The 6,086-nt window shown below is 49.5% G+C and carries 6 protein-coding genes; all 6 read right to left on the bottom strand.

The window, feature by feature from the left end; translation table 11 throughout:
* Window positions 1-583: ureidoglycolate lyase (locus Q0241_RS12650; RefSeq protein WP_299377929.1), on the bottom strand; the 583-nt coding region annotated here is incomplete at its 3' end.
* Between the two features lie 157 nt (window positions 584-740).
* On the bottom strand, window positions 741-1,682 hold the full coding sequence (puuE, locus tag Q0241_RS12645) for an allantoinase PuuE (protein ID WP_299377928.1): 942 nt from the start codon (window positions 1,680-1,682) through the stop codon (window positions 741-743).
* Entirely contained in the window at window positions 1,679-2,194 is a 516-nt protein-coding gene (uraD, locus tag Q0241_RS12640; protein ID WP_299377926.1) for a 2-oxo-4-hydroxy-4-carboxy-5-ureidoimidazoline decarboxylase, read from the bottom strand. Before uraD ends, puuE begins: the two co-directional genes overlap by 4 nt.
* Window positions 2,195-2,254: 60 nt before the next feature.
* Window positions 2,255-3,439 carry a urate hydroxylase PuuD gene (locus tag Q0241_RS12635; protein ID WP_299377925.1) on the bottom strand — a complete coding sequence of 395 codons (1,185 nt, stop codon included), beginning with the start codon at window positions 3,437-3,439 and terminating at the stop codon, window positions 2,255-2,257.
* 95 nt (window positions 3,440-3,534) lie between these two features.
* A complete protein-coding gene (locus Q0241_RS12630; RefSeq protein WP_299377923.1) occupies window positions 3,535-4,887 on the bottom strand; it encodes an 8-oxoguanine deaminase in 1,353 nt (450 codons plus the stop codon).
* A 22-nt stretch (window positions 4,888-4,909) separates the two neighbouring features.
* On the bottom strand, window positions 4,910-6,086 hold a 1,177-nt coding region (locus Q0241_RS12625), incomplete at its 5' end, for a nucleobase:cation symporter-2 family protein (RefSeq protein ID WP_299377921.1).

Genomic DNA, 6,086 nt, shown 5'->3' with positions numbered 1-6,086 from the left:
ATTCTTCCAAGTTAGCTGTTCCTTCGCCTGCAGGACCTTTTCTGTCCACAATCAGGAAATCTTGTGTCGGTTCCAGAACCAGTAAAGGATGATGCCAAATATTCTTGGCATACTGTACCCCCTGACTTCCCGATGCCATAAAAGCACGACAGCCCGCAGGTGTCGGGATTTCGTCTTCACAAACCACAACCAGCCACGATGCGGGCTGCATCGGCACAAAGGCTTGCGACCCCAACGGATGTCGTTCCATCATGGATAGGGCAATCGGCAAGGGTCTGGGCGTTCCCCGAAAGATAGAGAGGATAGCTTCGCCCTCGCCATCCCTCACATCTGCCTGAGCCAGATCATGAAAACGACGGGTCGTTCCCTCGTTGATCAGATAGCTTTTGTCGTGGTCCGCTTCGATAACCTGACCAAAGGGGGCAAAGGCCTCTTGCGTCAGGGGTTCTGGCCTCAAATGGATAAGGGTAGTTTCACTTAGAGAGGTTTCAGATGGCTTTGATATCATTGACTTATACTCATTCTTTGGCGAGGCAAGGTTAACATATTTGGTGGCGTATTTTCCCAGTTCAAAATGGCTCATCTATATTTACCCTAACGAAAGCCATTTATCTTCACTTTTTCTCCCCAGTACTTCATGGGTTGTTTCATCGTTCGAGTAGGCTCTATTACACTTCTCTCTTTACGCCTTGAGCAAAAATAAATTTAAACAACTAGAGAACCTTTGGTTATTAACAATATCAAGATCCCGTAACGGGATGATTTTTAATCCAGTGGTTGGCAATATCAATACGGCGCGCGCACCAGACATGATCGTGTGATTGAATGTAATCGACAAACTTCTTCAGACCGGCAAAGCGCCCCGGACGTCCGATCAAGCGACAATGCAATCCGATCGACATCATCTTGGGTTCTTCCGCGCCCTCTTCATAGAGCGTGTCAAAAGCATCTTTCAGGTAGGTAAAGAAGTGATCCCCGGTGTTAAACCCCTGTGCCGAAGCAAAACGCATGTCGTTGGTATCCAGAGTATAGGGCACCACTAGATGCGGCTTATCCACCACACGCGACCAAAACGGCAGATCATCGGAATAATCATCTGCATCGTAGATAAAACCGCCCTCTTCCGCGACCAGTGCACGGGTGTTTTCCGATGTCCGTCCCGTATACCATCCCAACGGACGCTCGCCCGTTATACGCTTTTGGATTTCTATCGCCTTTTGCATATGTTCACGTTCTTCTTCGCGCGACATACCGTGATAGTTGATCCAGCGATAGCCATGACTACAGATTTCATGACCATCTTTCATGGCGGCTTCAATCACCGCGGGGTGACGTTCCATCGCCATGGCTACGGCAAAAAGGGTGATTGGGATATTGCGTTCTCTGAACAGTTTTAGAATACGCCAGACACCCGCGCGTGATCCATATTCATAGATTGATTCCATGGACATGTGGCGGGCGCCTTCAAAGGCTGCCGCCCCGATAATCTCAGATAAAAAGGTTTCCGACGCAGGATCACCGTGCAGGACACAGTTTTCACCGCCCTCTTCGTAATTGAGGACAAATTGTACAGCCACGCGGGCTTTTCCCGGCCACGTAACGGCTGGTCTGTCATCGCCATAGCCCACAAGATCGCGCGGATAGATCTTTAAATCATTAGGGGAATAATCAGAACTGCTCATCCTACTTTGTCCTCAAGCCGAAAACGTATAATACGCGCAATCTGTTGCAGCGCTGTTTCAAACTCTTTGGCCTGATCATTTTCCAGACGTTCAACAAAGGCATCCAATATCATAAACTTTGTTGCCCCTTTCACGGCAAAGATGAAAGGAAAGTCAAAACGATCAAGATAGCGTTTGTTCAGATCAGTAAAGCGTTTGAATTCATCTTCGCTCAACTGATCCAGCCCGACACCCGCCTGTTCGTTTTTGGAATCCGCCGTCAAGTTACCAGACAAAGCTGCTTTTCCAGCCAGATCGGGATGTGCCCGAATTAACGCCAGTTGCGTTTTTTCATTAGCTGATTGCATGACGTCCGCAAAGCAGGTGATCATTTCTTCCCGGTTTTGGAAAGGGCGATGGCTTTCCGCCCCCTCCGCAACCCAGGGAGAATGCTCGGCGATATCACCAAAGGTTTCAGCGAAATCTTTGGGTGACATGGCATTTACGGTTTCCAGTGAATAGCTATCTGTCATTTAATGTTCTCGTACATAAGGGTTATCAGCATTCACTCTTTATTCTGGGTCTTTATCTTTTTACTCTTTATTTTGGGCGATCCAGGCACCCAGCGTGGTACGCTCGGCCTCTGTCATGCCGGTCTCATTCCCCAACGGCATAGCATCGCTGTCCACAGCCTGTGCCTTGATCCGGTCGAGATAGCGTTTCATATCCGCAACTGTTTCAAGCTCAATACCTTGGGGAGCTTCGTCAACCATGTCACTGGTTGGTTGAGCCGCATGACAACTGGTACAGTGCTTTTCCATTACCCCAAGCGCAATGCTATCAGTAACCGTGTTACTTCCATAATCACGTTCCACAGGTGCGGTCATAATCATGGCAACGATCACCCCGACACCTGCAACGGGCAAAGTCCAGGCGAACTGTTTAAAAGTATCCCCGGCCTCGTGACGGTTCAGTAAATGACGGACAGCCCCACCGATAATCAGGATCAGGGCCACCAGTAACCAACTGTGTGGATGGCCCGTCAGCATCGGATAGTGATTGCTGACCATCATCAAAAGAACTGGCAAGGTCAGATAGTTGTTATGAACTGACCGCTGCTTGCCCATAATGCCAAACCGGGCTTCGGGTTCTTCCCCACGCATCAGGGCGGCGGCAACTTTCTTTTGGTTTGGAATAATAATCCCAAATACATTCACCGCCATAATCGTACCGACAAAGGCACCAACATGAATTAACGCGCCACGACCAGAGAAAACATAACTAAACAGGATGCTCGCCGCCATAATCAGGATAAAGAGGCAAACAGCCAGAACGCCTGTGTTCTTGCCAAGGGGAGAACGGCAGATGCCATCATAGATCAACCACCCGCCAATCAAGCTGGCAACCGAGATTGAAATCGCCTGCCACGGTTCCAGCGCCATGACATTCGGATCAATCAGATAGGCAGACGCATTATAGTAGTACTGAACAACCAAAAGCGCAAAGCCAGTCACCCATGTCAGGTAAGCTTCCCATTTGAACCAGACCAGATCATCAGGCAGCTTTTTCGGCGCTACGAGGTATTTCTCGACATTGTAAAAGCCACCACCATGCACCTGCCACGCAGATCCATAAACATCCTTGTCCAAGCCTTCACGTTTGCGAAGAGACAGGTCCAAGCCTATGAAGTAAAAGGATGTTCCGATCCAGCCAACACCTGCGATCAAGTGAGCCCAGCGAAAAAGCAGGTTCAGCCAATCTGCTGCAAATGATTCCATGATTGTTCATCCTTCCTGATCGTATTGTCACGCGCTATAGCGCGTTTTTGTCATTCGTTGTTGCCGAGATCTATTACGCTTTTTTAGGGCGCGTTCTAATGCGCTTTGTTCGCAAGATCGATGGCAATGTTTCTGTGTTTTTGTAAAAGCGGCTGCATATCTAGTCGGGTAATTTTCCCCTCCTTGACCAGTAACTCACCACCAACGGCTGTATAGTTTGCATTCGCTGGCGTGCAGAGCATCAAGCCCGCAACAGGGTCCAGTTCAGCACCAGAATGATAAAGCGGGTCCAGTTTGAAAGCTGCAAAATCGGCCTGATACCCCGGTGCCAGAATACCAACGTCATTCCGGTTAAGAACCCGCGCACCGCCAACAGTTGCGACTTCGATCGCTTCGCGGATTTTCATACCGCGCGCACCGTGTTTAACACGTTGTAACAGCATCGCCTGTCTTGCTTCTGCCAATAAATGTCCGCTGTCGTTTGACGCTGATCCATCAACACCAAGGCCGACTTTTACCCCGGCATCATACATTTCCCGAACCGGGGCAATGCCAGATCCCAAACGCATGTTCGAACAAGGGCAATGGGCAACACCTGTCCCGCTTTGGGCGAAAAGAGAAATCTCGTCGGGGTTCAACTGCACACAATGCGCATGCCAGACATCATCGCCAATCCACCCCAATTCCTGCGCATATTCACCGGGCGTCAGACCAAATTTTTCCTTGCTGAACGCAATATCTTCGACATTTTCCGCCAGATGCGTGTGAAGCCCCACCCCCATAGAACGGGCAAGTACGGCTGATTCCCGCATCAAATCCTGCGAAACAGAAAACGGTGAACAAGGTGCCAAGGCAATGCGAAGGCGCGATCCTTCGGATGCATCGTGATAAGTTTCAATAAGACGCTGACTGTCTTTTAAAATTGCGGCCTCATTTTCCACAAGGCTGTCAGGCGGCAAACCGCCATCACTTTCCCCCACCGACATTGATCCGCGCGTGGCATGAAAACGGATACCCATTTCCATTGCCCCTTCGATAGAATCATCCAGACGGCTACCATTCGGGAAAAGATAGAGATGATCACTGGTGGTTGTGCACCCGGATAACAAAAGTTCGGCAATCCCCACCTGAGCAGAAACCTTGATAGCGTCCGGTGTCAAATGTGACCAAACGGGATAAAGCGACTGCAACCACGGGAAAAGCGGCTCATCCTGTGCAAAGGTTCTGGTCAGGGATTGATAAAGATGATGGTGCGTATTCACCAAGCCCGGTAGAACGATATGATCCCTGAGATCAAGCGTGGTGTCAGCTTCGTGGGGAAGTTCAGCGGCAGGCCCCACAGCTTTAATAACACCATCCACAGCAAAGAGAGACCCGTCTTTGAGTTCTCTTTTGTTCTCGTCCATTGTGACAAGAACCCGTGCGTTTTTAATCAAAAGAGTTTTCATATCGTTCTATTCGTTAAGTCGTTTACACTTCGTCAGAAGCATCTTTTGGCAAGATCAGATTGAGAAAAATTGCCAGGAATGCAGCAGGCACCAAACCGGATGTTAGCAAGATTTTAGCTGTTTCAGGCATTGTGGCTACAGCTTCGGGCACAGATTTAAGGCCCAGACCTATTCCCAAAGAAACCGCAATAATCACCATGTCACGACGGGTTAAAGCCGTCATGGACAACAGCTTGAGCCCTGCGCCCGCAATCATGCCAAACATGATAATCGATGCCCCGCCCAGAACAGCATTTGGCATCACCGAAATCACTGCACCAATCTTTGGAAACAGACCAGCAACAATCAGAAAGACTGCACCACATGTTACCACATGTCGGCTCATCACACCCGTTAAAGCAACCAGCCCGACGTTTTGGCTATAAGATGTATTTGGCATCGCCCCGAAAAGCGCACCAACAGCAGTTCCCAGACCATCCGCCATTGTTCCACCAGCAAGCTCTTTATCTGTTGCTTCCCGACCAGCACCCCCCGTTGTAATACCCGAGATATCACCAACGGTTTCAATTGCACTGACCACAGAGACCAAAAGCATTCCCAGAACGGCCGCTGTATTGATTTCAAATCCGTACTGCAACAATGACGGAACAGCAAACCAGCCCGCGGACGCAACACGACCAAAGTCAATCATTCCCATCGGAATAGCGACGATATATCCGACAATCAAACCAATAAGAACGGCCGAAGCTGAAAGGAAACCTTTGGTCATGAACTTCACGCCGAGGGTCACAACAATGACCAGCGTCGCAAGGAAGATATGATGTAAAGCCCCAAAGTCAGGCACTTTACCAGCCCCACCCGCGGCGTATTTAATGCCTACAGGAATAAGAGCCAGGCCAATAGAAAGCACGACGATGCCCGTTACCAAAGGGGGTAGAATACCGCGAATACGGCCAATAAAAGTCCCGAGAATAAAGTGGAAAACACCACCAATAGCAGCTGAGGCAAAAAGAGCGCCAAGACCCGCCGTCTTCACAATGGGGATCATGATGGGGATAAAGGCAAAGCTTGTTCCTTGTACAATCGGAAGACGCGCCCCAATCGGCCCGATACCGATGGTCTGCATAAGTGTTGCGATCCCCGCAACAAACATTGCCGTTTGAATGAGGAATATTTTGTCCCCACCAGATAACCCGGCA

This window comes from uncultured Kiloniella sp. (assembly GCF_937128705.1).
Lineage (GTDB): Bacteria > Pseudomonadota > Alphaproteobacteria > Kiloniellales > Kiloniellaceae > Kiloniella.
Note: the sequence above shows the minus strand (reverse complement) of the source record. Positions and strands in the feature narration are given on the sequence as shown.